Origin of the sequence: Psychrobacillus sp. FSL K6-2836 (assembly GCF_038003085.1) — a bacterium.
In the GTDB taxonomy this organism is placed as follows: Bacteria; Bacillota; Bacilli; order Bacillales_A; family Planococcaceae; genus Psychrobacillus.
On record NZ_JBBOOM010000001.1, the window covers coordinates 2,427,469 to 2,453,303 of the forward strand.

The window sequence follows — 25,835 nt, forward strand, 5'->3', positions numbered from 1 at the left end:
CCAAACACCATTTAGCATTTACAATGGAAGTAACAACTTAAGGGGGTATAAAATAATGAGTAAATTAAACATTTCAATTATAGGGGTTCCAATGGACCTGGGTCAAAATAGACGAGGCGTCGATATGGGACCAAGTGCAATACGGTATGCGGGCGTAGTAGAAAGACTTCAAGAGCTTGGGCACTCAGTAGATGATGTTGGGGATATTGCGATTGGAAGAAGAGAGACATCTCAAAATACTAAATTACGTAATCTAGAAGAAGTAGTTGCAGCGAATACAATACTTGCTAATCGAGTTCACGATATTATTGGTGAAGGTAATTTTCCGATAGTACTTGGTGGTGATCATAGTATTGCTATAGGTACACTTGCAGGGTTAGCAGATCGTTATGATAATCTAGGAGTTATTTGGTATGATGCTCATGCAGACTTAAATACAGCCGAAACATCTCCTTCTGGAAATATCCATGGGATGCCACTTGCTGTAAGTATTGGCTTAGGTCATGAAGCGCTCGTGAATATTCGAGATTTTGCTCCAAAGATTAAACCAGAGAATGTTGTGATTATTGGTGCTCGTTCAGTTGATCCGGGAGAACGTGATCTTATTAGAGAAAAAGGGATTAAAGTATTCTCCATGCATGAAATTGACAAGCTTGGAATGTCGGAAGTAATGACTCAAACAATTCAGTATTTTAAGGATCGTAAAGTTGATGGGGTTCATCTTTCACTCGATTTAGATGGTTTAGATCCTTTATATACACCTGGGGTAGGAACTCCAGTAGCTGGAGGCATTACATACAGAGAAAGTCATTTAGCGATGGAAATGCTATATGCTTCAGAGATGGTTACTTCAGCTGAATTCGTAGAAGTAAATCCAATTCTCGATGAAAAAAATAAAACGGCTGATGTAGCGGTAGGATTAATGGGGTCACTATTAGGGGAAAGTCTTGTATAAAAATTTTTATTGTAACTAGTAGTGCTCAAAATAGAACGTTAAAACAGGTAAGGTATATCTCTGATAAGAAAAAGCGGACATGCAGTCTGCTTTTTTCTTTTTGATAATCCACACAAAGATGGAAATGTTTGATAATATTAAGATATAAAAAAAATGAAACCTGTTGATACCTTCATACGTATAGGTAAGACAGCCGCATGGAGCGGGGGCGAAATTACACGATGGATGCGTTAGTGAATAAACGAATAAAGCAAATATTAAAGGGCGATAAAGACGCATTCGCGGAGATTGTCGACCTGTATCAGCATAGGTTATATCAAATATGTTATAGGATGCTTGGTAACCGTCATGAGGCAGAGGATATAGCTCAGGAAGCGTTTGTCCGTGCTTTTATTAATATTCATACATTTGATCAAAAAAGAAAGTTTTCAACTTGGCTGTATCGAATTGCAACAAATTTATGTATTGATCGTATTCGGAAAAAGAAGCCGGATTACTATTTAGATGCGGAAGTTAGGGGTACAGAAGGACTTGATATGTATTCGCAAATAGCAGCGACTGATGAACTTCCAGAAGAAGAACTCATGAAGCTTGAACTACAGGAGCGTATACAGTATGAAATTAGTAGACTCCCTGATAAATATAGATCAGCTATCGTATTAAAATATATGGAAGAATTATCTCTGCAAGAAATAAGTGAGATATTAGATTTACCACTTGGAACAGTTAAAACAAGAATTCATAGAGGACGAGAAGCGCTTAGAAAACAGCTAAGCAGACAGCCTCATATCTAATATAGGAGGGAATCAAGATGAATGCGTGTCCAGAACGAATTGTTCACTTTATGCACGAATATTTAGATGGTGAAATCAGCCGTGAACATGAGCTGGAACTTAAATCTCATTTGCAATCATGCAAGGCTTGTCAAGCTCATATGCATGAGTTAAGCAATGTTGTTGCTTTCGTCAAAGGAGCTGCTCATATAGAAGCGCCAAATGATTTCAATCATTCTGTTATAGCTAGGTTACCAAAAGAAAAGTCCCATGCAGGAGTAAGTAAATGGTTGCGACGCCATCCAGTTCTTGCAGCTGCTGCAATGTTCCTTTTGTTGATGAGTAGTGCACTTTTTACAAACTTTAATGATGAGAAACAATTCTCCTTTACTAAACAAGAAAACGTTCTTGTGGAGGGAGAAACGGTTATTATACCCGAAGGACAAGTCGTTAAAGGTGATTTGGTCGTTCGTAACGGGGATGTTCAGATTGACGGAGAATTAGATGGAAACTTAACCATTATCAATGGATCTAAATATATGGCTTCTACTGCAGTAATTACCGGAACTAGTGAAGAAATCAATGAAGCTTTTGATTGGCTATGGTACAACATTAAAGATGGTGCGAAGGAAGTCGTCTCCTTCTTTGAAAAAGATGAGACAAAATAATGAAAAAGTCTATCCGTATATATTTTGGATAGACTTTTTTAGTTCCAAAAGCGAGGGATTTTCGTAATTATGTTATACTTAATTAGAATGGATTAGTGATGAAAAGTGGGGGATGCCACATGTCGTTTATGGAGCAATTTACAGATTTAATGCCAGTAAACGTTATTGTAAATATTTTGGATGTTTTATTTGTATGGTTTGTTATTTATAAAGTTATCACCTTAATAAAAGGAACTAAAGCAGTTCAATTGTTAAAAGGAATTTTTGTCATTGTCATTGCCCGAGTTGTGACTGACTTTTTTGGCTTAAATACGCTTGATTGGTTATTGGATCGAGTAATTGAGTATGGTTTCTTGGCAATTATTATTATTTTCCAACCAGAAATAAGAAGAGCGCTTGAGCAGATAGGTAGAGGAAAGCTATTCTCTAGAAGCACAATGCAAGTGGAAGAAGAGCAAGGTCGACTAATTACAGCAATGACGAAATCGATTAGTTATATGGCTAAAAGACGAATCGGAGCACTCATCTCTATAGAGAGAGAAACTGGTTTGACAGATTATATAGAAACGGGTATCCCGCTAAACTCCTATATCACATCAGAGCTACTTATTAATATATTCATCCCGAACACTCCACTTCATGATGGCGCTGTTATTATTAAAAAAGATACAATTGCTTCAGCAGCTTCCTATTTGCCGCTATCCGAAAGTCCTTTCATATCGAAAGAGCTAGGTACGAGGCATCGAGCTGCAATTGGCTTGAGTGAAGTGACGGATGCTATAACAATTGTTGTTTCAGAAGAAACTGGTGCGATTAGCTTAACTTCAAATGGAGATTTACGAAGAGATTTATCGATAGAGGAATTCGAGTCCCATTTAACTCGCCTTTGGTTTCCAAAGGAGGAGCAAGTAACTTCTTCTAAATGGTTGTGGAGGGGGAAACAAAATGGATAAGATGATGAATAATCCATGGTTCTTGCGAATAATTGCACTAGTATTAGCAATTGCACTTTTTATAAGTGTGAAAAGTGATATAGAAAGAGATAATACTAATAGAAGCAGCAATGATGTCGATGTAATTCGTGATATACCTCTGGAAGTTTATTATGACGATGATAATCTGGTAGTTACTGGTCCACCAAAGACCGTTAACGTAAATGTAGAAGGTCCTAGTCAATTGGTGTTATCGGCTAAATTGATGAAGGATTTTAAAGTATTTGTGGATCTTCGAGAACTAGCTATTGGTACTCATCGAGTTCCGATTGCAACGGAAAACTTCCCTGAAAAACTAAATATACGAACAGATCCTTTGTATGTGGATGTTGTGATCGAAGAGCGTATATCTCGAGAATTTAGCGTAGAAACGGACATGAATGAAAGCCTGTTAGCTGATAACTATGTGGTGAAGTCCTATGAGGTGAAACCACAAAAAGTAACGGTAACAGGAGCAAAAAGTGTTATTAATAGCATAGGTTATGTAAAAGCTACTATTTCAGGAGATCAAGGTATCAATAAGTCCTTTGATCAAGAAACAACGGTTAAAGTACTTGATCTAGACTTAAATAAGCTAGACGTTGTCGTTGAACCAAATTCTGTTCAAGTAAGTGTAAAAATTGAAGAGTATAGTAAAGAGGTACCGATAGCTCTAGTGAAACAAGGTAAACCCAAAGAAGGGGTCACCATAAATGGACTAACTACAAAGACAGAAAAAATTCGATTATATGGACCAAAATCAGTCCTTGATAAAATAGATCAGTTAAATGTCGATGTAGATATAAGTAAAATAGAAAAGTCTGGTAGCTTTGATATGAAACTAGCTGTACCAGAAGGGGTTACGAAATTATCTAAAGAAGCAGTAGAGATTACTGGCGACGTTACAATTACTTCTGACCCTGATGCGGAAGAAACAGATGAACAGGAAGAACCTGTCTCGACAATTACAGAAAAATCATTTGACCAAGTAGCCATCAATGTGAGAGGACTACCAGATAAACTGGTTAGTAATTTCGAAAAACCAGCAGACGGCATCGTCTCGGTTGTTGCAAAAGGAACAGCAGAGGCTTTAGACAAGGTTCAATTAAACAATTTTTCTGTATACGTAGAAGCAACTAATTCGGAGGTGGGAGAAAGCGTTCTTCCAATCCAAGTAGAGGGTTCATCTGATATAGAATGGGAAACTTCTGAACAAGAAGCAGTCCTTACGGTTAAAGAAGCTTAATAGGTTGTACAACAGGTTTTTAAGGAGAGAAGAATAAATGGAAAAATATTTTGGTACAGATGGAGTTAGAGGCGTTGCAAACTCAGAGCTAACACCAGAACTTGCATTTAAATTAGGTAGAGTTGGTGGATATATACTAACGAAGGAAGTAACAGAACGTCCGAAAGTATTGATTGGTCGGGATACTCGTATATCTGGTCACATGCTAGAGGGTGCACTTGTGGCTGGCCTTTTATCCGTAGGGGTTGAGGTAATGCGTCTAGGCGTTGTTAGTACACCTGCAGTAGCTTATTTAACAAGAGCAATGAGTGCAAGTGCTGGTGTGATGATTTCTGCCTCTCATAACCCTGTGGCAGATAACGGTATTAAATTCTTTGGCTCGGATGGATTTAAATTAACTGATGGACAAGAGGAAGAAATTGAGCAGCTATTAGATAGAGATATAGATGAATTACCACGTCCAACCGGAGCAGGTGTCGGAACGGTATCTGATTACTTCGAAGGTGGTCAAAAATACATTCAGTATTTGAAACAAACTATAGATGAAGAATTTGTAGGGATCCATGTAGCCCTGGACTGTGCAAATGGTTCAACATCGTCTCTTGGAACGCACGTATTTGCTGATTTAGATGCAGATCTATCTACAATGGGATCTTCACCAAATGGATTGAATATTAATGATGGCGTCGGTTCTACACATCCAGAAAACTTAGCGAAGTTTGTTCTAGAAAAAGGAGCAGATGTTGGGCTTGCTTTTGACGGAGATGGAGATCGACTAATTGCGGTAGATGAAAAAGGACAAATTGTAGATGGTGACCAAATTATGTATATTTGTGCCAAACATCTACATGCGAATGGACGTCTAAATAACGGGACAGTTGTTTCCACTGTGATGAGTAATATGGGCTTCTATAAAGCATTAGAAACACATGATATGGCAAGTGTTAAAACTGCGGTTGGAGATCGATACGTAGTAGAAGAGATGAAAAAGAATGGCTTCAACCTGGGCGGAGAGCAGTCAGGGCATATTATTTTCCTTGATTATAATACAACGGGTGATGGTTTATTAAGTGGTTTACAGCTCGTGAATATTATGAAAATAACAGGTAAAAAACTTTCTGAGCTTGCTGCCGAAATGACGATCTATCCACAAAAGCTTATTAATGTTCGAGTAACAGATAAACATGCTGTAACGGAAAATGAAAAAGTTGCAGCTATTATTAGTGAAGTAGAAAGTGAAATGGCTGGTAATGGTCGTGTCCTTGTACGTCCATCTGGCACAGAGCCGTTAGTCCGCGTAATGGTAGAAGCAGCAACCGAAGAGGAATGCGAAAGCTACGTAAACCGAATCGTAGAAGTTGTAAAAGCTGAAATGGGTCTAGAAGAATAAGTTTAAAAATCCGACATACATAGTGTGTCGGATTTTTATGTTTACTAGAGTAAATTTAGTGGAATAGTAAGAGTGAACAAACAATTAAGGAGTGAGGAAATGGCTAAGGTAGCAACATTAATCACAAATATGTTTGAAGACGTAGAATACACAGGTCCGGCACAGGCACTAAATGATGCAGGCCATGAAGTATTTGCAATTGAAAAAGAAGCAGGTAAAGAGGTAACAGGAAAAAACGGCGAAGCCACGGTGAAAATCGATTATGGCATTGACGAAGTGAAACCTGAAGACTTTGACGCATTATTTATACCTGGAGGTTTTTCACCAGATATTTTACGAGCAGATGATCGATTTGTTCAATTTGCTAAATATTTTATGGATGAGAAAAAACCAGTGTTTGCAATTTGTCATGGTCCACAATTACTCATCACAGCGAAAACGTTAGATGGTCGAGACGCGACAGGATACACGTCGATAAAAGTGGACTTAGAAAATGCAGGTGCAAAATTTCATGATGAAGAAGTATTCGTTTGCCAAAACCAACTAGTAACAAGCCGGAATCCAGACGATATTCCAGCGTTCAATAGAGAAATTGTAAAGCTGTTAGGTTGATAAAATAAACCTGCAACTGTGGGCATTGGACTCCTGCTGTTTCAAGTTTAGCCTTCAAAATCTGGACGCAATTACGCGGAGGCATAAATCTATATATCTAAAAATGCATCTTCTAATCATTAGAAGGTGCTTTTTTAAATTGCAAGAAAATTCATATTTATTTTAAGGAGTTCTTTTATTATACTTAAGAAATCAAATCATACCTGTAAAAATGGTATAAGAGGGAGTTCTTATGGATTATTTACATCACCCGTTTCAAGGAAAGCGTCATACAGTATTTTCGAAAAAAGGAATGGTTGCGACCTCACAACCTTTAGCTGCACAGGCGGGATTGGATATATTGAAAAAGGGCGGCAATGCAATCGATGCTGCTATAGCTACAGCAGCGGCGCTTACAGTAGTAGAACCCACCTCCAATGGAATTGGGGGAGACGCCTTTGCGTTAGTGTGGACAAAAGACAAGCTCTACGGTTTAAATGCTTCAGGTCCTGCTCCACACTCCATATCTGCCGAAGTGTTAAAAGAAAAAGGATACACCAAAATGCCTGCTTACGGGGTTATACCCGTGACGGTGCCAGGGGTTCCTGCCGCTTGGGCTGCGTTGTCAGAAAGATTTGGAAAACTGTCACTTCAAGAAGTTTTAGAGCCTGCTATTCAATATGCCGAGGAAGGGTATCCATTAACTCCAATACTAGGGAGGTACTGGAGGCTTGCGTATAACAAATATAAAACTACATTTACTTCAAAAGAGTTTAATGCTTGGTTTGAAACCTTTGCACCAAATGGTCGAGTTCCAGAAATAGGAGAGATGTGGAACTCACCTGGTCACGCACGGACACTTCGAGCGATAGGAGAAACGAATGCACGTGATTTCTATGAAGGAGAAATTGCAGAGAAAATTGATAAGTTTATGAAAAAACATGGAGGTTATTTATGCAAAGATGATCTTCTTACATATAAGGTGGAATGGGTAGAGCCTATTTCGGTCGATTATAAAGGTTATGATGTTTGGGAAATCCCACCGAATGGGCAAGGGATGATTGCTTTAATGGCACTAAATGTATACAAAAACTTGGGGGAACCAAAATGGCAAAGTGCGGAGACCATACACCATCAAATAGAAGCGATGAAGCTAGCTTTTACAGATGGTCAGGCGTTTATAACGGAGCCTGCTGAAATGCCGATAAGTATAGAGCACCTGTTATCAGAGGAGTACGCGAAAAATAGATCTAACGTTATAAATGAAGAAGCAGGTAATCCAGAAATTTATGATATCCCTAAAGGCGGGACAGTATATTTAGCTACAGCTGATGAAGAAGGTAATATGGTTTCTTATATCCAAAGTAACTATATGGGATTTGGTTCAGGAATAGTTATTCCAGACACAGGAATTGCCTTGCAAAATAGAGGTCATGACTTCTCTTTAGATGCCTCTCATCCTAATGTGTTAAAACCAGGGAAAAGAACATTTAATACTATCATTCCGGGCTTCCTAAGCAAAGACGGGAAGGCAGTAGGACCATTTGGTGTAATGGGAGGATATATGCAGCCACAGGGGCATTTCCAAGTAGTGACCAATACAATAGATTATTTGTTAAATCCCCAGGCAGCGCTAGATATGCCTCGTTGGCAGTGGATGAAAGGAAAAGTAATTCATGTAGAACCGGAATTCCCAAGCTACCTTTTACAAAATCTTATAGGTAAAGGGCATCAAATTCATGTTGCTTCAGACGGCGGTAGCTTTGGAAGAGGACAGATTATTTGGCGAAACGATGATACAGGAGTTCTTCAGGGAGGAACCGAGTCTCGTACAGATGGATCTATTGCAGCCTGGTAGATTATATGTAAGTAGAGAGCTATTACTTTTGTAATGGCTTCTTTAAGTTGAGTAAATCCTCCTGCACCCATTAAATTGACGAGCATACTATGAACATATATAATGTAGAAGTTGCCAATCTAACATTGGTAACCGCGTAGAAATGGAGGAAAGGTAACGCGTAAAACATAGAAAACAATTATAGCGCCAGAGCTGAAGAAATTGGACGGAAAATCATCTTCAGCAGACGAGGTGGAGGTTATCGAAATTTCGGCGGATGCCTCCCGACCGTATTTGCCCGGTTGTTATTCTTTTTCATAAAACATTCGAGTGATCGGATGACAAGTGGAAAAGAAGGCATTCTTAGCTTAATTGGCTACTACGCGTCTTGTGTAGGGAGCTTATTTTGACATGAATGTAAACGGAGGAATTTAGATTATGTGTGGAATTGTTGGATATATTGGGGAAACAGATGCAAAGGAAATTTTATTAAAAGGGTTAGAAAAATTAGAATACCGAGGCTATGATTCAGCAGGTATTGCTGTATTAAACGAAGATGGTGTAATGGTATTCAAAGAAAAAGGTCGCATTGCAGATTTACGCGACGTAGTAGATATAGAAGTAGGGGCAACAATTGGAATTGGTCATACTCGCTGGGCAACTCACGGCGTACCAAACCATGAAAATGCACACCCTCATCAAAGTACAACAAAACGTTTCACATTAGTGCATAACGGAGTAATTGAAAACTATCATTTGATGAAAAAAGCATATTTATCAGACGTGGAAATGGCTTCTGAAACAGATACAGAAGTAATTGTACAGCTAATAGAGCGTTTTTCTAAGGACGGATTATCTACAATTGATGCACTTCGCAAAACATTGCATTTAATACATGGATCGTATGCTCTTGCATTACTTGATAATGAGGACGAAGATACTATATATGTGGCAAAAAACAAATCACCATTACTAGTAGGGGTTGGAGAAGGATTCAACGTTGTAGCTTCTGATGCAATGGCAATGCTTCAGGTAACAGAGCAGTATGTGGAGCTTCATGACCAAGAAATAGTGATCGTTCGAAAAGATTCTGTAGAAATTCAAACATTGGAAGGCACAAAAGTGGAACGTGCTCCATACAAAGCAGAGCTAGATATGAGCGATATTGAAAAAGGAACATATCCTCACTATATGTTAAAAGAAATCGATGAGCAACCAGCTGTTATTCGTAAAATTATACAAGCGTACCAAAACGAGCAAGGGGAACTTTCAATTGACCCAGCCATTTTAACAGCACTTAAAGATGCTGACCGTCTGTACATCATTGCAGCTGGAACAAGCTTCCATGGTGGACTAATTGGGAAGGAATACTTTGAAAAAATTGCTGGTATCCCAGTAGAAGTGCATATTTCCAGTGAATTTGGGTATAATATGCCACTACTATCAGAAAAACCTATCTTTATGTTCTTAACACAATCAGGGGAAACTGCAGATAGCAGACAAGTTCTGGTGAAGATAAAACAATTAGGGTACCCAACTATCACGATGACAAACGTACCGGGATCTACTCTTTCCCGTGAAGCAGATCATACACTTTTACTACATGCAGGCCCAGAAATTGCCGTTGCTTCTACAAAAGCATATGTAGCACAGGTTGCAGTATTAATGGTAACTGCTTCTGTATATGCACAATCTCAAGGGAAAACTTTAGACTTTGATGTTGTGAAAGAATTAGGAATTGTAGCAAATGCTGTTCAAGCAATTGTAGATTCTAAAGAAGAGATGGAAGAAATTGCAAAAGAATTTTTAGCAACTACTAGAAATGCGTTTTTCATTGGACGTAACGTAGATTTCTACGTAAGCCAAGAAGGTGCATTAAAACTTAAAGAAATTTCATATATTCAAGCAGAAGGCTTTGCTGGTGGAGAACTAAAACACGGTACAATTGCTCTTATCGAAGACGGTACACCAATTATTGCTTTAGCTACTCAACAAGCAGTAAGCCTGAATATCCGTGGTAATGTGAAAGAAGTAGTTGCACGTGGTGCTAATCCATGTATTATTGCAATGGAAGGCCATGAGGAAGAAGGAGATCGCTATGTACTTCCAAAAGTAAACGAGCTCTTCGCTCCACTAGTAGCCGTAATTCCATTACAACTAATCAGCTATTACGCAGCATTACACAGAGACTGCGACGTAGATAAACCTAGAAACCTTGCAAAATCAGTAACTGTGGAATAAAAGAGTTGTAGAGTTCAAAAAAAATTGTAGCTTTGAAATAAAGATTGATCATTTGGAATAAAGATTGATCATTTGTAATAAAGTTTGATCGTTTGGAATAAAGATTGATTAAAATAACCTCTTCGGATATTATATCTGAAAGAGGTTATTTTTGTTTTTTCAGAATATTTAACTTCGGGCTAGTATCTGGATAGAAGTTTTGAATTGTTATTTGATAACTATAAAAAGCTGTTATTTGGGATTATTATTTTAATTAATATTTTGAAGCAATAAACAAATGATTTATGCAAATGAAAATGTAATTGAAACTCAAAAAATTAAGAGATTGAATTAGAACTTAGAAAAAATATTGTTAATGAAAATTAAATATTAGAGGTGAATTATGTCCAAACGTAAACGTTCAACATCGATTGATAAAAAGTTGAAAGACGGTCGCGGACAAGGATTAGGAACGGATTATAAGCCTTGGTTAGTTATTCAAGATTTAGCCTCACTTGGACGCTCTACACGGTTAAATGGTTATAAGATTCCGAGACAATACGAGTTTTTTTCAGATTTGGAACGAAACTACTTTTATTTATTGGAATATTCGGACGATGTAGTCGATATTCGGGAACAGTATCCTTTACTCCCTCGTGAAGAAACAATTGTTATAGCAGATGAATTAGGGATTAAGCATGCTACTGACCCTAAGACCAATGAGCCTATTGTGATGACTACGGATTTTCTTGTAACGACCTCCAAGGATGGACAGCATGAGCACGTAGCCCGCACTTTAAAATATAAGAATGATTTAATGGATGAACGTGTACTTGAAAAGTTTGAAATTGAGCGAGTTTATTGGGAAAGACAAGGTATTGATTGGGGAATTGTAACAGAAATAGAGGTGCCTAAAACAATGGCTCATAATATAGCTTTTGTTCATAACTATGCAGACTTATCCGTGCTGGAGGGCTTTGAGGAATGTAGCACATACGATATTGAAGATATGAGTATCTATTTTCTTCAAATGCTATTAGCTCAGGAAGAGACGGTTAAGGAAATTGCAAAAAAGTTGGAAAACAATTTTGGCCTGGTAGTTGGATGTGGTATTTCTATTTTTAGGCATCTTGTAATGACTAAAGTAATTGATATTGATTTAAGTGAGAAATTAGATATGAATAAAATTCTACACATAAAAGCAGTTCGAACAGATTTTTCTGAGAAGGTGAAAGCAATATGATTTTTTACAATCAGGTATATCAGTATACTGATAAAGAAGAAGAAAGTCGTATTCGCGTAATTGAGACAAATAGTGATGTTACTTATTTCGTAGAACTTCATGGTGTTACATCAATGCCTAAAAAAGCGGCTACAATGGATTTAGAAGCAGAAATACAAAGTGATATATTATTACCTATTCCAGATCCATTTGCTAAAAGTTACTCAGATAAAGATTTAACAAAAAACCAAATTCGAAAACGCGATGAAGATTGGACCATTGTATCTGAAGGATGGGCTAATTTAAAGGATGTTTTTTTAAATAAAAAAATGAGAGATCAAGCATTTGATAAGCTAGCGTTTCAATATAACACTTCCAAAATAAAGGTTAAACGCGTCTTCACCCGCTTTTGGCAACGCGGATTAAATAAAAACGCTTTATTACCTGACTATATGTATTCAGGCGGAAAAGGGAAAGAAAGGACGCTTACAACTGAAGCTAAAGTAGGCCGACCCAGAAGATATACGTCATTAAAAAATGGTATCAATATAACTGAAGAAATAAAAAAACAGTTTAATTACGTCATCAAGAAGTATTATCGGAAAAAAGCACGACCATCTCTTACGGATACTTATAACTATTTATTGAGGGAATTTTATGCTGATAAATATTATGAGGCTAATGTCTTGAAGTACCATGTTTGGGATGCCTCAAGAATACCTACCTACGATCAGTTTTACTATTGGTTTAAAAAATTCGAAAATCCTCAAATAGATATCCAGTTAAGACATAGTTCGAAAGAGTTTGAATTAAAGCACCGTCCTATTTTAAGTAATTCAACACTTGAAACAGATGGTCCCGGAACACGCTTTCAAATTGATGCAACGATTGCAGATGTGTATTTAGTTAGTTCATTTGACCGCTCTTTAATTATTGGACGTCCCATCGTTTATGGGGTGATTGATGTATATTCTCGTATGATTACAGGGGTATATGTTGGGCTAGAAGGTCCATCTTGGCTTGGTGCTATGATGGCGTTAGATAACATGGTAATGAATAAAGTTGAGTTTTGTAATCAGTACGATATACCAATCGGAGAATCACAATGGCCTGCTCATCATCTACCAGAGATTATTATTGCTGATCGTGGTGAATTTGAAGGTTATTCGGTAGAGAATCTTATAAATAACTTAAATATAAAAATTGAAAATACGACTCCTTATCGTGGAGATTTAAAAGGGATTATAGAAAGATATTTCCGTACAATGAATGGAAAGATAAAACGTATGGCTCCCGGATCAATACAGAAAGAATATCGTGAACGAGGTGACCGTGATTATCGTCTAGATGCAAGTTTAAACTTAACTGAATTCACTAAAATCATTATTCATCTTGTATTACACCATAACCAGAAAATTATTGATAAGTATCCATTAGAAAAAGAAATGATGGTGGATAGATTAACAGCTACACCAAGTAATTTGTGGTATTGGGGAATTGGAAATAAAAAAGGTCGACTTCAAACTGTAACCGAACAGAATGTACTTAGGCTGAATTTATTACCTAAAGGAAAAGCCAAAATTACTCGAGCAGGCATAAGATTCAAGGGACTTTCTTATGGTTCTGAAAAAGCATTGAATGAACAATGGTATCTAAAATATAGAAAAAAAAGTATCGAAATCGTCTATGATCCAAGGAATATGAATCAATTATATATTCCTCATGCAGATGGATACAATTTTGATACATGCTATTTACTAGACACAAGTAAACAATTTAAAGGCACATTTTTGGAAGAAATTGAATTTTTTCAAGAACTACGTGAAGAGTTAAAAAAAGAGGAAACAATTAACCAGATAGAAAATACAATTCAAATAGATGCGGAAATTGAATCTATTATTAAAGAAGCAGTAGCTGGAAAGAAAAGTACTGTACCTACTAACGTAAGTAAATCAGAAAAAATTAAAGGTATTCGTGTTAATCGACAGGCAGAAAAAATTATGAACAGAAAACTTGAGAATTTTGATTTAGTAGATAAAGTAAACGAGAAACCGACTCAAGTAGTCGAATTCACATCAAAACCCGCGAAAAGTGAAACGTTACCAAAAAAGTCGAACTCACGTCTAATGGAAAAATTAATGAAGAAGCGAGATGAAGAATTTGAAAAAGGTAATTAATCTTGTTCTAAAAGGGGGTTTTGAGGATGCAGATTATAAAAAACAAGCTTTATTAGAGTATAACAACAATCCCTTTATTGAAGCTCTTCCTCCAATTTTCGATGAGGATGATGTACTTGAACGATTTATGTTAACGCCACGGATTACATTGCAAGATAAGCAGAGTGAAAGGAATATTCGCTATCATGTATTAAAGCGAGTGAAGAATTTCATTCAGCCTTTACCAATTCATTTTGAAGTTGAGCGTCGATTATCAACTTTAATTAGAAGAGGTTACTTAGCGAGAAATCCACTAGATAAAAGCTTCCTAGAGCGAATTAGAGTGTTACATCAATTGCGTGAGGATGGAGAAGAAGCTCATAAGTATATTGATGAACGTCTAAATTATATTCGTTCTACAGCGGATAGCTTATCGATTATTGGTATTTCAGGTATCGGTAAAACAACAGCAATTGAACGATTGTTACTTATGTATCCTCAGGTCATTAAGCATGAAACGTATGAAGGACAGCCATTTAATCGTACTCAAATTGTTTGGCTTAAAATAGATTGTCCTTATGATGGTAGTCTTTCTACGTTGTGCAAAGGCTTTTTTAAGGCAATTGATGATTTACTGGGAACACGTTATTTAGAGAAATTTGGCTATTTGAGTCGTGTTACGTCAACCATGCTTCTTCACATGACTTCATTAGCAAGTATGTATGGGATTGGTGTACTAGTAATAGATGAAATTCAGCACCTTTTGTATTCAAAAAATGACCAAGAAGAAATGTTAAACTTTATTGTAACATTATCAAATACGGTAGGGATTCCAACGGTGCTAATCGGTACATCAAAAGCAGAAAAATTGTTTACGGGTAACTTCCGGCAAGCCCGTCGTGCAGCAAGCGAAGGATCTATTATTTGGGACCGTATGGCTGAGGATAGCGAAGAATGGGAGTTTTTCTTCGAAACATTGTGGGAACTAGAATGTCTGAAAACACGTTCTGAAATCACTGATGATCTAAAAAAGATATTTTATGACGAATGCCAAGGAATAACTTCTGTTGCAGTATGCCTATTTATCTTGGCTCAAGAACGGGCTATGTTTGATGAAGATAATGTTAATGAAATTATTGATTCTACAGTGATCAAAAAGACAGCTAAAGTAGATATGCAAATTATTCAACCTATGTTGAATGCAATTCGTACCAACAATTTAAAAGATATGATGAAATATGAGGATATCATGATTAATTTAGATGAACTGATGATTAATCATAAACGTGATACGGAACTTGAAGGGAAAATTCGTAAAGGATTTACTGAACGCCAAAATACACTAGATTATAGACGACGAGATGTGATTGAAAATTTGAGTATAGAAACCTCAGCATTAGGAATTTTTGACAGTATAAATGTAAATGATATTAGAAATCTCGTAACAAAAATTGTTGAGAATAACCCGATTGAAATAGATTTTAGTTTACTAAAAGCTGATGCAATTCAACAGGCTATTACACTAAACCAGCAAAAGAAAATGAAAAATGTGCCTAAAGTGAAAAGTTTACAATTACTTCCATTATTAGAGCTTAGAACGAAAGCATTAGAGAAAAAGAATAACCCATATGAAGTTTTGCAAAAAAGTGGATATATTAAAAATCCATTACAAGAATTCTATAGTTAATTAACTGAATTATTAAATTTTATTCATCAACTGTTTAAAACCCTAGTTAAATCGACATTATAAAAATAATTCGAATTTAACTAGGGGGTAATTAAGATACTACCATTTTTCACCGACCCTTATCCAGATGAGCTGATTTATTCTGCAATTGCACGTTATCACTTTTATAGTGGCAACATTGATTTCAAAGATACACTAGAAGAAGTTTTTCTAAGTCGCTCTGTGATTCCAAGCATGGAAATAGGAAGTCAGTTTACAGCATTAGCACAGCAAATTGGTTCTAATTATTCTGCTGAAAGTCTAATAGCAGATCATACAATTTATCCATATTATGCATTATTTCTTTCAAAGCAGCGTCAGAGAGAAATAATGGAAGATATTAAAGGTAATGGGCAAGGACTATATACTAGATTAGGTCTGGTAGCAGGGAGCATCTGTAAGAAGGATGGATTCTATTATTGTAATAAATGTGCTAAGAAAGATTTTGACCAATATGGAGAACCGTATATTCATCGTGAGCACCAACTGCAAGGTATCGATTACTGCAGTCATCATGAAATTAAGTTAATAAAATATCCTGTTGATGTCAACAGGCAAAGCAGAATAGAATTTATCCGTTTTGAATTGAAGCACATGGAATTGTCGCCATTAAATGTAGTTGATGAATTTACTAAGATTCAAATTACATTAGCCAAAATGGCATATCAGCTTTTAAAAGTGCCACTGAATGAATTATCTAGAGAAAATACGGCTTTAAAATATAGAGCATTTTTACGAGAACGAAACTTAGTCACAGCCTCGAACCGTATACGACAGAGCAATTTGCATGAAGTCTTCCAAACGAAAATACCTAAAGAGTTTTTGGAGAAATATAGCTCAGCAATTGATGAAAGCAGTGAATATAATTGGTTGAAGGTGCTTACTCGTAATGTGAAGCGTCATGTGCATCCGTTCCGTCACTTACTTATACTGTTTTTCTTAGAGATTGATATATCAAGCATTTTAGAGGTCGATAATGATAAAGGTCCATTTGGTAATGGCCCATGGCCTTGTTTAAATAAGGCTGCTATACATTATAAGCAATCTATTGTTAAAGATGTAGAGGTAACTAGAGATTTCAAAACGAAAAGTCCAATAGGAACATTCGCTTGTACATGTGGCTTTATTTATGCAAGAAAAGGTCCTGATAAAATAGATGAAGATCGGTATCGAATAGGTCGTGTGAAAGTATTTGGGCATGTATGGCAAAAAAAACTACAAGAACTATCAATGAAGAGCTTAAGTATTCGAGCAATTAAGAGAGAACTTAATGTTGATTCAAAGACTGTGAAAAAGTATTTAAAGGGTTCTAATGAAGTAGTAACTAAAAAAAAGTCCAAAGATACATCCTTAATCGAACAATACCTCGTAGAGATAGTTGAAGGTATAAAGAAGTATGAAGAATTAAATCGAACACAAATACGCGAGCGTTTTCCAAAGCAGTATATTTATTTATATAGAAATGATAAGAAACGGCTATATGAACATCTACCTGTAAAGAAAAAGAAAAGTGAGTCAACCAAAATAGTTGATTGGGGAAAGCGTGATAAAGAATATTATATGAAAATTAACCAGCTATATCGAGAGTTAGTCCAATATGAGAAGCCAATTCGAATTACAAAATCAATCATTGGAAAGAAACTAGGAATACTTGCTAACTTAGAGTGTAATTTGAATAAACTACCGCAAACAGAAATATTACTTCAGAGCATTGTTGAATCTGTTCAAGACTTTCAAATACGACGTTGTTGTAAAATTATCGACAAGATGTTAGAAGAAAATAAGTCAGTATTGCTCTGGCAAGTCCAAAGAGTTGGAGGATTAAGATCCTTGTCTTTTATTGAAATAAAAGGAGAGTTAGAAAGTTATATAAAGTATAAATCTTTGGAAAAAGGATCTATTATAGATGAATGAATGGAAATGATTAATACCAAATAAGTTCTTTGGGGGGAGATTTGGATTCTTGCATTTTTTACTGATCCATATAAAGATGAATTGGTCTATTCATCAATAGCACGGTATCATTTCTACAGTGGTAATATTAATTTCAAAGATACTTTAGAAGAATTATTTAGAAGTCGTTCAGTGATCGCGAGTGTGGAGATTGGTAGTAGATTTTCAATTTTAGCTGAACAAATGGGGAAAAATTATTCAGTCGAGGGCTTACTCACTGGACATACAATTTATCCTTATTATGCACCATTTCTTTCGGTTCAACGTCAACAAGAAATTTTAAGTGATGTTAAAGGAAAAGGAATGGGGCTTTATGGGAGGCTTGGAATGGTTGCAGGCAGTATTTGTAGAAAAGACGGACTCTACTACTGCTCATTGTGTGCAAATGAAGATATAGAAAAATGTGGAGAGCCCTACATACATCGTGAACATCAACTACAAGGAATCGAATATTGTGCACACCATGAAATTAAATTAAAAAAATATGCAAATGAACCAAGAATGGGAAGTAGATTTGAGTATATTCGTTTCGATAAAAAAATACTGGATTTGTCAGCCTCTCTAAATAGGGAACATGATGAATTTGCTATCGTTCAACTTAAATTAGCAAAGATGGCATATCAATTGTTCCATATTCCCAATAATAAATTATCGAGAGAGCTCATTGCTCTTAAATATCGAGCTCTCTTTCGAGAACGAAATTTAATTACACTTACAAATAAAGTAAGGAAAAATGAATTATACAGAACTTTTTCCAAGAAATTTCCGAAAGGGTTTTTAGAGAAATATGAATCACCACTAGATGTAACAGATGGTAATAATTGGTTGAACATAATAACGATTAATCTCAAACGCCATATACATCCCTTCAGGCATTTACTAATGATATATTTTTTAGATCAAAACATTGAATCATTTTTAGCGGTTGAACCAGATCAAGGTCCATTTGGAATGGGACCATGGCCATGTCTTAATAAATTTTCAAAACACTTTGAGCAAGATGTAGTGAATAAACTTGTTATCAAAAGAGGCCATAGAACTAAAAATCCTGTAGGTGAATTCTCTTGTTCATGTGGATTTATTTACGCACGAAAAGGTCCTGACAAAACAGCTAACGATAGAAATCGAATAAGCTATATAAAAGATTATGGAGATAGTTGGCGTGCTCAGTTAAAAGAGCTACATAAGGGGGGAGTAAGTATATATAAAATAGCAAAACATTTAGAAGCCTCTCCAAAGGTAATTAGAACTCAACTGGGATATAGTGAAAAATTGAAAGAGGATATTAATTCAATGAATAAAGAAGAATTAATCGAGAAGTATCGTATAGAATTACTTAAGGGCATGAAAAAATTTCCCGATTATAGTAGGACAGAATTATTAGGGAAATTTAAAAAGATTTATAGGTTTTTGTCTAAAAATGATAAAGAATGGTTTAGTAGTAACATTCCAAATAAACAAAAAAAAGTGCAAGTAAAAACGGTTGATTGGAATTTTAGGGATCAGGAATACTATGCGAAGATCAATGTCCTCTACGCGGAATTATTAGCTCTAGACAAACCGGTAAGAATTACACGTGGGATCATAGGGAGAAGATTGAATATACTGTCAAATATTGAAAAGAGACTAGTAATAAAATTACCACATACAAACCGTTTATTAAATGAAATAACTGAATCTGTTCAAGATTTTCAAATTAGACGTTGTCTAAAAGTTATAGATAAATTTTTAGAAGGCGGTGAACTAGTTGTACTTTGGAAGGTACGACAAAAAGCTGGAATAAATTCTTCACATCATTTCAACGAAATAAAACCAATGTTAGAGGAATATTTAAAAGGGAAAAATGGTAAAAATATTTAATGATTTCCCGTTTTTTCAATGCGTCTTTGTTATTTCTCATTCCTCATTCCTTGGGATTCATTCACTATAAATAATAATATACTTAGACTGTATATTGTTATTTAAAACATATTTACAAATAACTAATAAAAAAAGGTTGCAAAATACATATAAGTACAATATTATATAAGTAAATTATTATATGCTAATGATATAAATCATATAAGGAGATGTTATTAGATGGAACTATCAACCCTTGAAATAGAAAAAGCTGCGACTATTTTAAAATTGTTGGGCGATAAAACAAGACTATCAATGCTTAAAATGCTGGATTCACATGATTACTGTGTTTGCGAATTTGTTGAAATATTTAAAGTTAGTCAGCCAGCTATCAGTCAACACGTCAGGAAGTTAAAAGATGCTGGATTGGTTAGAGAAACAAGAAGAGGTCAATGGATTATCTATTCATTGAATAAGGAAAATGATGTGTATCCATTCATCCAAAGTTTGATTCATCATCTACCAAATCAAGATTTCAAATTAAAAGAGTTGGAACAACAGGGTTTACGTATTTCATGTAACTAAAGGAGGTTAGTATTTTGTCAGAAGTTTTTTTAGCAGCATTGATTTTCATCGTAACGCTCATCTTCGTCATCTGGCAACCAAAAGGGTTGAATATCGGTTGGTCTGCTTGTGGTGGAGCTATTATAGCGTTATTAGTAGGGGTTGTAGACTTTGGTGACGTCAATGAAGTAGTTGGCATTACTTGGAACGCAACATTGTCCTTTATTGCAATTATCCTCATTTCTTTGATATTAGATGAGATTGGTTTATTTGAATGGTCTGCATTACACATGGCTAGAGCTGCCAAAAGTAATGGGATTAAGATGTTTATATATGTAAGTGTATTAGGGTCTGTTGTTGCTGCCTTTTTTGCTAATGATGGTGCTGCTTTAATATTAACGCCAATTGTTTTGGCAATGGTTCGAAACTTGAACTTCAATGAAAAAATGATCTTCCCGTTCATTATGGCTAGTGGGTTTATTGCAGATACAACTTCGCTACCATTCGTGGTTAGTAACCTGGTTAACATTGTATCCGCTGATTTCTTTAATATTGGTTTCGTGGAATATGCTTCGAGAATGATTATTCCTAACATATTTTCTCTGATTGCAACAATCAGCGTATTATTATTTTATTTTAGAAAGAGTATTCCAAGAACATATGACTTATCCAAGCTTAGAGAACCGAAAGAAGCTATTAAAGATATAAAAATGTTTCATCTTTCATGGTATGTACTTGCAATATTAGTTATCGGTTACTTTAGTAGCGAATTCATCCAAGTTCCTGTTTCCATAGTAGCTGGATTAATAGCGATATTTTTTATTGTCATGGCAAGAAGAAGTAGTGCTGTCGATACAAGAACAGTTATGAAAGGAGCACCATGGAATATTGTATTTTTCTCCATCGGTATGTATGTGGTTGTATACGGACTTGGGAATGCAGGGCTTACAAGTGTGTTAGCTGGAGTTATTGAAGTAGCTGCAGAACAAGGGCTATTCGTAGCGACGATGTCGATGGGCTTCATTGCCGCCTTCCTATCATCCCTAATGAATAATATGCCAACCGTGATGATTGACGCATTAGCGATTGCAGAAACGAATACTTCTGGTACCATTCGCGAAGCTCTTATTTATGCAAACGTGATTGGATCTGACTTAGGTCCAAAAATTACTCCAATTGGTTCACTTGCAACACTAGTATGGCTTCATGTTTTATCCCAAAAAGGTGTGAAGATATCTTGGGGTACTTATTTTAAAACAGGCATTGTTTTAACAGTCCCTATCTTATTCATTACATTATTAGGTCTATATATTTCGTTATCGTTTTTCTAATATGAGCAATCAAATAATGTAACTCAAAATAAACTAATACTTTTTATAAAGTTAAAACCAAAGGAGATTTCTTACTATGACCAAAAAAACACTTTACTTTTTATGTACAGGAAATTCATGCAGAAGCCAAATGGCAGAAGGCTGGGGGAAAAAATATTTAGGTGATGAGTGGGAAGTTCTTAGTGCGGGTATTGAAGCACATGGTTTAAACCCGAATGCTGTTAAAGCAATGAATGAGATTGGAATCGATATTTCTAATCAGACTTCAGATATCATTGATATGGAAACGTTAAATAATGCGGAGTTTGTTGTTACTCTTTGCGGTGATGCTGCAGATAAATGTCCAATGACACCACCACACGTGAAACGTGATCACTGGGGCTTTGACGACCCTGCAAAAGCAGAGGGAACTGATGAAGAGAAGTGGGCTACCTTCCAACGAGTTCGTGATGAAATTGGAGAAAGAATCAAGAGTTTTGCTGAGACAGGCGAATGATTTCCATAACCAAGAGAATATTCTCTTGGTTCTCTTTTCACTAGGATATAAGTATATGCTTATTTGATATTATATAAGGAGGTTTAATGCATGAAAAAAGTAGAAATTTTTGATCCGGCGATGTGTTGTTCAACTGGAGTATGTGGACCAAGTGTTGACCCAGAATTAACGAGAGTCGCTTCGGCTTTGTATTCACTCGAAAAAAAAGGATTTAATATTACCCGATATCAATTAACAAACAACCCGGATAAGTTTGTTGAAAATGGTGTGGTTAACAATGCATTACATGAAAATGGAACAGATGCTTTGCCAGTAGTTTTAGTAGATGGTGAAATTGTAAAACTAGGAAGTTATCCATCAAACGATGAACTTGCAGAATGGTTTAATGTAGGTTTGGAAGAACTAAAAGAAAAGCCTAAAGGTCGACTTTCTATTAATTTAAATTCACTTTAAAACGGAAAGAAGAGATAATCATGTTTCAAGATTTTCAGCCAAAGAATGTAATAAATACTCCATTTTTATTTTTGACAGGAAAAGGGGGAGTAGGAAAAACTTCCACAGCTTGTGCGACTGCTATTTCATTAGCAGATAAGGGAAAAAATGTCTTATTAATCAGTACAGATCCTGCCTCCAATCTACAAGATGTATTTGGTATCGAACTAACTAACTCACCAAAAGAAGTTCCGAATGTTAATAATCTATATGCATGTAACTTAGACCCAGAGGCTTCAGCGAGAGCCTATCGGGAAAAGGTTGTGGGACCATATCGAGGAAAACTTCCTGAATCTGTAGTCATCACAATGGAAGAACAGTTATCAGGTGCGTGTACTGTGGAAATAGCCGCATTTGATGAGTTTACAAGCTTGTTGACCAACACTGAAGTGGTAAGTCAGTATGATCATGTTATTTTTGATACTGCACCAACTGGGCATACATTACGACTTTTACAACTTCCAACAGCATGGAATGGGTTCCTAGAGGAAAGTACGCATGGAGCATCATGTTTAGGTCCATTATCAGGATTAGCTGGTAAAAAAGATCTCTATTCTAAAGCAGTAGAGGTTTTAGCTAACGCTACTAAAACTACATTAATTTTAGTTACAAGACCAGACGTTTCTTCTCTGTTAGAAGCTGATCGTGCCTCCATAGAACTAAAAGATATAGGGATAAAAAACCAAATTGTTATTGTGAACGGACTTCTTCGTGAGTATCTAAAAGAGGATGAGATATCATCTGCATTTTATCAACGACAAAGAAATTCTTTAAAACAGATGCCCCAAAATTTGAAGCAGTCTGTAATATATTCTTTACCTTTTGTTTCATATTCCTTAACAGGTGTAGAAAACCTTCGTTATCTATTCAAAATGTACACATCATCAACACTTATATCTAACAATCAACCTGAATTAAGTAACCAATCTAAATTAAAGGATATTATAGCTGACTTTTCTTCCTCAGATACAAAGTTAATCTTTACTATGGGTAAAGGTGGAGTCGGAAAAACAACTGTCGCATCAGCAATTGCAGTTGGGTTAGTTGAAAAGGGACATCGTGTCCATTTAACAACAACAGACCCTGCTGCACATCTTAATTATCAATTTCAAAGTAAATTAATGAACCAAAATTTAAGTATCAGTAGTATTGATCCAAAACAAGAAGTAGAAAAATACAAAGCAGATATATTATCTAAGGCAAGTAATGATTTGGATGAAGATGGTATTGCATACCTACAAGAAGATCTAAATTCACCTTGTACGGAGGAAATTGCAGTATTCCGTGCATTTGCTGAAGTTGTGGCTAAAACGGATAATGAAATCGTAGTCATCGATACAGCTCCAACAGGTCATACTTTACTATTGTTAGATGCAGCTCAGTCTTACAGTAAAGAAATAGAGCAATCTACAGGTGAAATACCACAAAGTGTGCAGAATTTGCTTCCTTTACTTCGAGATCCAAAAGTAACTGAGGTTGTTATCGTTACATTGGCTGAAGCAACACCAGTTTTAGAAGCATCACGACTACAGGAAGATCTAAGAAGAGCAAAAATAAGCCCTAAATGGTGGGTTATTAATCAAAGTTTATATGCTACAAATACAACAGATCCAGTATTAAGTGCAAAAGCAATGGGCGAGTTGGAATGGATTCATGAAGTAAATGAAAATAAAGCATCAAACTGTGTCATTATTCCGTGGCTTCATGAAGAAAAAGTTGGATACGAAAAACTTAAAGATTATATTAACTAATTGATGGGTGAATGTAATGACAAAAAAGAATTATCAAGAATTAATTAAAGACCGTATTTTTATTGGCGGTGCCGATGCTGTAGGTGATGTACTCGGAAAAGAAAAAGTAGATACAATATTTGATTTAAGAGCGGAATCGCCAAACGTAAGCTTTAATGAGATTAGTGTACACTGTCCAATCATTGATGATGCAGACCAACAAGACACTTCTATAAAGAACTCAATTGAACAGGTTGTGAATGCATATAATAAAGGGGAAAATGTTTACTTTCACTGCCAGGGTGGAAGTAACCGTACCGGAACAGTGGCGATTGGAACATTACTTACGTTAGGAAAAGCAAACACAATTGAAGAAGCAGAAAAAATAGCTAATACAGTGCGACCGAAAATTAATGTAAAACCAGAAATGAAAGAAGCTTTGAAAAGAATCTTTCCAAATGCATAAAGAAATTTAGGAGGAATATTAAATGAATATTACTGACGGAGCGAAAAAACTACTAGAAAACGTTATAAGCGAAAAAGGTGTAGATGGAATTCGTCTCTTTACTAATACTGGTTGCTGCGGTCCTCAATTTGCATTGTCTTTAGATTCACCACTAGAATCGGATACTATTCAAACTATCAATGGCATTAAGTTAGCGATTGATTCGGAGGTAAGTGATACAGAAGGTCTAACTCTTGATATAGAAGAAAATGACGGAGGTGCAGGGCTAGTTCTTATAGGTGGAAGTAGTTGCTGTTAATGTAAAAGTACTAAGTTATGCTTATGCTTTCAATTAAAGCCAAACTTAAAGCACTGGGTTGTTGGTATTGAATAAGTTATAGGGATAGAAATAAGCTAATAAACTGCAAGCAAGAAACCATTTTAAATTTGCTTGATTAAAATGGTTTCTTTTCTTTATCTTCGGGCTTTTAATAAAATTTGGCTATGTTAAAGCTAAGGGTTGATTTTGTATAGAAAAATGAGCTTGAAGAAGCATTTCCAAGCACATTTTTTTCCGTCTTTTTTACTAGAGCACTCCGTTAGTTGAAGAAAGAACTCAGAATTAGTGTGGATATACTCATTACTATCGATTTACTTCAAACTGTTATCTTCTTTTTATTTCTTAACCAATAAGATGTAATTATGATTAATAACAAGCTAAAAAAGATATACAAGTAAGTCATAGATACTTTTTGGAGAACTCCAAAGACTACAGCAACCTCAAGGATTACTGAAGGTATTTTACCTATAGAGCTTGCAATCATAAAACGCACTCCACTAATAGTTGTCAAAGATGCACCTCCGGTAACTAGACCGGATGGAACAAAGGGTAGAACCCTAAATAGAATAATTAATATAAATACTTTTGTAGGAGAGCTTTTTTTCATAGCTTTAAAAAAAGAATTATTTAACCATTTAGAACGAATTTTAGAGAAGCCCCAACGGTATAGGTGAAACCCGATAAGCGCTCCAAGAATTTCTCCTATAAATGTAAGTACGGAGCCTAATACTAAACCCATAGTATCGATGTTGATTACTGTGATAAAGAAACTTGGCACAAAGCCGATAGCCCCAACGCCCAAGTTTAAGATAAGTAAAAAGAAAAATTTAAGTGCTATGTTCAGTAATGGAATGAGTTGTATATATTCATCCAAAGGTTATAAACCACCT

22 protein-coding genes are annotated in these 25,835 nt (G+C 35.7%); 21 read left to right on the plus strand and 1 reads right to left on the minus strand.

Going from position 1 to position 25,835, the window contains the following annotated elements; translation table 11 throughout:
- Positions 1-55: 55 nt before the first annotated feature.
- The 21 genes from rocF (at position 56) to MKY37_RS11595 (ending at position 24,924) form a co-directional block, all read left to right on the plus strand.
- Complete coding sequence (gene rocF / locus MKY37_RS11495) at positions 56-955, plus strand: arginase (RefSeq protein WP_269922766.1); 900 nt, start codon at positions 56-58, stop codon at positions 953-955.
- Between the two features lie 221 nt (positions 956-1,176).
- Positions 1,177-1,749, plus strand: coding sequence for an RNA polymerase sigma factor SigW (gene sigW, locus MKY37_RS11500; RefSeq protein WP_340777124.1), 573 nt, complete (start codon positions 1,177-1,179; stop codon positions 1,747-1,749).
- Positions 1,750-1,766: 17 nt separating this feature from the next.
- Entirely contained in the window at positions 1,767-2,396 is a 630-nt protein-coding gene (locus MKY37_RS11505) for a zf-HC2 domain-containing protein (protein WP_340777127.1), read from the plus strand.
- Between the two features lie 119 nt (positions 2,397-2,515).
- Positions 2,516-3,349 carry a diadenylate cyclase CdaA gene (cdaA, locus tag MKY37_RS11510; RefSeq protein WP_340777130.1) on the plus strand — a complete coding sequence of 278 codons (834 nt, stop codon included), beginning with the start codon at positions 2,516-2,518 and terminating at the stop codon, positions 3,347-3,349.
- The gene (locus MKY37_RS11515; protein WP_340777132.1) at positions 3,342-4,613 is read left to right on the plus strand and encodes a CdaR family protein; all 1,272 of its coding nucleotides are present in this window, start codon (positions 3,342-3,344) and stop codon (positions 4,611-4,613) included. The genes cdaA and MKY37_RS11515 overlap by 8 nt, the downstream gene beginning before the upstream one ends.
- A gap of 37 nt (positions 4,614-4,650) precedes the next feature.
- Positions 4,651-6,003: a phosphoglucosamine mutase gene (gene glmM / locus MKY37_RS11520; protein WP_340777134.1), complete on the plus strand. Its 1,353-nt coding sequence runs from the start codon at positions 4,651-4,653 to the stop codon at positions 6,001-6,003.
- A gap of 99 nt (positions 6,004-6,102) precedes the next feature.
- Positions 6,103-6,615, plus strand: a complete 513-nt coding sequence (locus MKY37_RS11525; RefSeq protein WP_340777136.1) for a type 1 glutamine amidotransferase domain-containing protein — start codon at positions 6,103-6,105, stop codon at positions 6,613-6,615.
- Positions 6,616-6,847: 232 nt separating this feature from the next.
- Positions 6,848-8,452, plus strand: coding sequence for a gamma-glutamyltransferase (gene ggt / locus MKY37_RS11530; protein WP_340777138.1), 1,605 nt, complete (start codon positions 6,848-6,850; stop codon positions 8,450-8,452).
- Between the two features lie 417 nt (positions 8,453-8,869).
- Entirely contained in the window at positions 8,870-10,672 is a 1,803-nt protein-coding gene (glmS, locus tag MKY37_RS11535) for a glutamine--fructose-6-phosphate transaminase (isomerizing) (protein WP_340777140.1), read from the plus strand.
- Positions 10,673-11,054: 382 nt separating this feature from the next.
- Positions 11,055-11,894 (plus strand): TnsA endonuclease N-terminal domain-containing protein, encoded by an 840-nt coding sequence (locus MKY37_RS11540; protein WP_340777142.1) that lies wholly within the window; start codon positions 11,055-11,057, stop codon positions 11,892-11,894.
- Entirely contained in the window at positions 11,891-14,050 is a 2,160-nt protein-coding gene (locus tag MKY37_RS11545) for a transposase (RefSeq protein WP_340777145.1), read from the plus strand. The genes MKY37_RS11540 and MKY37_RS11545 overlap by 4 nt, the downstream gene beginning before the upstream one ends.
- Positions 14,025-15,716 carry an ATP-binding protein gene (locus tag MKY37_RS11550; protein ID WP_340777147.1) on the plus strand — a complete coding sequence of 564 codons (1,692 nt, stop codon included), beginning with the start codon at positions 14,025-14,027 and terminating at the stop codon, positions 15,714-15,716. The genes MKY37_RS11545 and MKY37_RS11550 overlap by 26 nt, the downstream gene beginning before the upstream one ends.
- 96 nt (positions 15,717-15,812) lie before the next feature.
- Positions 15,813-17,669, plus strand: a complete 1,857-nt coding sequence (locus tag MKY37_RS11555) for a TnsD family transposase (protein WP_340779912.1) — start codon at positions 15,813-15,815, stop codon at positions 17,667-17,669.
- Positions 17,670-17,714: 45 nt separating this feature from the next.
- Positions 17,715-19,568: a TnsD family Tn7-like transposition protein gene (locus MKY37_RS11560; protein ID WP_340779913.1), complete on the plus strand. Its 1,854-nt coding sequence runs from the start codon at positions 17,715-17,717 to the stop codon at positions 19,566-19,568.
- A 219-nt stretch (positions 19,569-19,787) separates the two neighbouring features.
- Positions 19,788-20,132 (plus strand): ArsR/SmtB family transcription factor, encoded by a 345-nt coding sequence (locus tag MKY37_RS11565; protein ID WP_340777148.1) that lies wholly within the window; start codon positions 19,788-19,790, stop codon positions 20,130-20,132.
- 11 nt (positions 20,133-20,143) lie between these two features.
- Positions 20,144-21,442 carry an arsenic transporter gene (locus MKY37_RS11570; RefSeq protein ID WP_445323065.1) on the plus strand — a complete coding sequence of 433 codons (1,299 nt, stop codon included), beginning with the start codon at positions 20,144-20,146 and terminating at the stop codon, positions 21,440-21,442.
- Positions 21,443-21,518: 76 nt separating this feature from the next.
- A complete protein-coding gene (gene arsC, locus MKY37_RS11575; protein WP_340777152.1) occupies positions 21,519-21,938 on the plus strand; it encodes an arsenate reductase (thioredoxin) in 420 nt (139 codons plus the stop codon).
- A 90-nt stretch (positions 21,939-22,028) separates the two neighbouring features.
- Positions 22,029-22,391 (plus strand): arsenite efflux transporter metallochaperone ArsD, encoded by a 363-nt coding sequence (arsD, locus tag MKY37_RS11580; protein ID WP_340777154.1) that lies wholly within the window; start codon positions 22,029-22,031, stop codon positions 22,389-22,391.
- Positions 22,392-22,411: 20 nt separating this feature from the next.
- Positions 22,412-24,181 (plus strand): arsenical pump-driving ATPase, encoded by a 1,770-nt coding sequence (gene arsA, locus MKY37_RS11585; RefSeq protein ID WP_340777156.1) that lies wholly within the window; start codon positions 22,412-22,414, stop codon positions 24,179-24,181.
- 16 nt (positions 24,182-24,197) lie between these two features.
- Positions 24,198-24,626 carry a protein-tyrosine phosphatase family protein gene (locus MKY37_RS11590; RefSeq protein WP_340777159.1) on the plus strand — a complete coding sequence of 143 codons (429 nt, stop codon included), beginning with the start codon at positions 24,198-24,200 and terminating at the stop codon, positions 24,624-24,626.
- A gap of 22 nt (positions 24,627-24,648) precedes the next feature.
- Positions 24,649-24,924 carry an adhesin gene (locus tag MKY37_RS11595; RefSeq protein WP_340777161.1) on the plus strand — a complete coding sequence of 92 codons (276 nt, stop codon included), beginning with the start codon at positions 24,649-24,651 and terminating at the stop codon, positions 24,922-24,924.
- Between the two features lie 337 nt (positions 24,925-25,261).
- On the opposite strand, the gene MKY37_RS11600 is transcribed toward MKY37_RS11595, so the two are convergent.
- Positions 25,262-25,819 carry a TVP38/TMEM64 family protein gene (locus MKY37_RS11600; protein ID WP_340777163.1) on the minus strand — a complete coding sequence of 186 codons (558 nt, stop codon included), beginning with the start codon at positions 25,817-25,819 and terminating at the stop codon, positions 25,262-25,264.
- Positions 25,820-25,835: the final 16 nt, after the last annotated feature.